Here is a 2,237-nt window from a genome sequence, read left to right on the forward strand (position 1 = left end):
GCCCCAATAGCACCCGAAATGCACGAATACATATCAGAACCAGTTCCTGCAATAACCCGGGCAGTAAATGTTGAGGCATTAAACTCGTGTTCGGCATACAAATTCAGCGAAACTTCCATCGCTCTTTCCCACGAAGCCGGCGGAGGTGCCCCATGTAATAAATGAAGAAAATGTCCCCCCAACGTAGGATCATCTGTCTCCACTGCAATCTCGCGACCATTTTGACTAAAATGATGCCAGTACAACAATGCGGACGCCATTGACGCCATCAGCCTATTAGCAATATCCCGAGCACCCGCCAACGGATGACTCTCCTTCTCTGGCTGTATGCTTCCAAAAACAGAAACATAAGTGCGCAGCACGTCCATCGCATGCGTAGTTGTCGGGAGCTGCTTTAATACTTTTTGAATGGAGATGGGTAATCCCCTTTGACTTTTAAGTTGAAGCTGATAGGCCGAGAGCTGCGCTGGTGTAGGTAGGTTTCCGTAAATCAGCAGATAAGCGACTTCCTCAAAAGACGCTTGCTTGGCTAAGTCTATTATATCGTAACCACGATAATGCAAGTCATTACCACTCTTACCTACGGTGCTTAATGCAGTGTTTCCTGCAACGACCCCCGATAGGGCAACGCTTTTTTTGGGTTTAAATCCCTGTTCATTTATTTCCGTCATCTTCACTTGTATTAAACAATTGATCTAATCTCGCTTCGTACGCGTAGTAGTTAATACTATCATAAAGCTCGTTTCTTGTCTGCATTGTATCGATCACAGCGGACTGCGTTCCATCCTCTCGGATATGTTTAAAGACATTTGCTGCAGCCCTGTTCGCTGCGCGGAAACCCGAGAGTGGGTAAAGTATAATAGACACGCCTACATTTGCTAATTCAGCACGTGTATACAGTGGCGTCTTTCCAAACTCGGTTATATTAGCTAATATAGGAAGCTCGGTAACTTCCCTAAATCGTCGATAGTGTTCTATATTTTCGACCGCTTCGGCAAAAATAAAATCGGCTCCGGCCTGTTTATACTCGAAAGCGCGCTCTAGAGCTGACTCAAGACCTTCGGAAGCTATTGCGTCCGTACGCGCACCGATCATAAAGCTGTTTTCAAGTCGAGAATCGCAGGCAGCTTTAATCCTATCTGACATCTCGCCCGGAGATACAAGCTCCTTCCTTGGCCTGTGACCGCAACGTTTGGCACCCACTTGGTCTTCTAGGTGAACCGCGGCAGCTCCCGCTTTGTTAAGCGATTTGATTGTGCGACCAACATTAAACGCCGAAGGGCCAAAACCGGTATCAATATCCACTAGTAACGGGACAGAACACACATTCGTTATACGCTCTACGTCGATTAATACATCGTTCAAATTAGTAATACCCAAATCCGGCAATCCAAGTGACCCAGCAGCAACTCCGCCTCCCGAAAGGTAGATCGCTTTAAAGCCTGCTTGCTGCGCGAGCAACGCATGATTAGCGTTTATAGTACCAATCACCTGCAACGGAACTTCCTGCTGCAATGCTTCGCGAAATAACATCCCTGGTTTCTTTGTCATATAACCGTTTATTAATGGTGAGTACATTGGCACAACTAAATGCAGCGCAGCCTTTTGGCGATAAAATCCCGAAAAGATACGTATATCATCGACAATTCTAAGTTACGACAAATAAGCGATAAAACGCTTGGATTTTGTTTTTCAAGAAGACCCTATTAAGGGTCGTAGGAAATCTAGAATATCTTTCAAAATATCTTCGTAACCTAAACAGCATGCTACCACTGATTTTAAAATCCTACTATTGTAGTTGTTAGAGATTGGAACTTCACCCCAACCTATCGATAGCCTCTGCGAGATGCTTATCTTTTTGCGTTACCACTCCGCCCTCGTCATGGGTACTAAGCCAAATTTCGACAACATTATAGGTGTTTTTCCAACTGGGATGATGATCAAATTTCTCGGCAAGCAAGGCAACTCGGGTCATAAATGCAAAAGCACTTGAAAAATCAGCAAACTCAAACGATTTATACAGTCGATTATTTTCCTTTTTCCAACTCATATTTTCTATTTATTTCAAGGTGCTACCTCAAATGATCAAACCACGAGTTGCGCAAATTGTTTGCGACACGTCAAGACGAAAGAGTAAAAAAACGAAAAATCAAATTTGTTGCTACGGTGAGAATCACGTACCTTGGTTTCTAGAAATCGGCAGGCAACATGGTCCTTTAACGGATAAAAGGTATGAC

Annotated in this window: 3 protein-coding genes; all 3 read right to left on the reverse strand. The window is 44.2% G+C overall.

Translation table 11 applies throughout. From position 1 onward, the window contains the following. The coding region (locus HP439_RS18815; protein WP_281358218.1) for a citrate/2-methylcitrate synthase at positions 1-671 on the reverse strand (671 nt) is incomplete at its 3' end. Then, positions 655-1,551, reverse strand: a complete 897-nt coding sequence (gene prpB, locus HP439_RS18820; RefSeq protein ID WP_172391864.1) for a methylisocitrate lyase — start codon at positions 1,549-1,551, stop codon at positions 655-657. The genes HP439_RS18815 and prpB, both read right to left, overlap by 17 nt. A gap of 265 nt (positions 1,552-1,816) precedes the next feature. Next, positions 1,817-2,050, reverse strand: coding sequence for a 4a-hydroxytetrahydrobiopterin dehydratase (locus tag HP439_RS18825; protein ID WP_172391865.1), 234 nt, complete (start codon positions 2,048-2,050; stop codon positions 1,817-1,819). Positions 2,051-2,237: the final 187 nt, after the last annotated feature.

The organism is Sphingobacterium shayense (assembly GCF_013179575.1).
Classification (GTDB): domain Bacteria; phylum Bacteroidota; class Bacteroidia; order Sphingobacteriales; family Sphingobacteriaceae; genus Sphingobacterium; species Sphingobacterium shayense.

Excerpts from the sequence above, each read along its gene's own strand:
- prpB (WP_172391864.1), bottom strand. The coding sequence starts at position 1,551 with ATGACAAAGAAACCAGGGATGTTATTTCGCGAAGCATTGCAGCAGGAA.
- HP439_RS18825 (WP_172391865.1), bottom strand. The coding sequence starts at position 2,050 with ATGAGTTGGAAAAAGGAAAATAATCGACTGTATAAATCGTTTGAGTTT.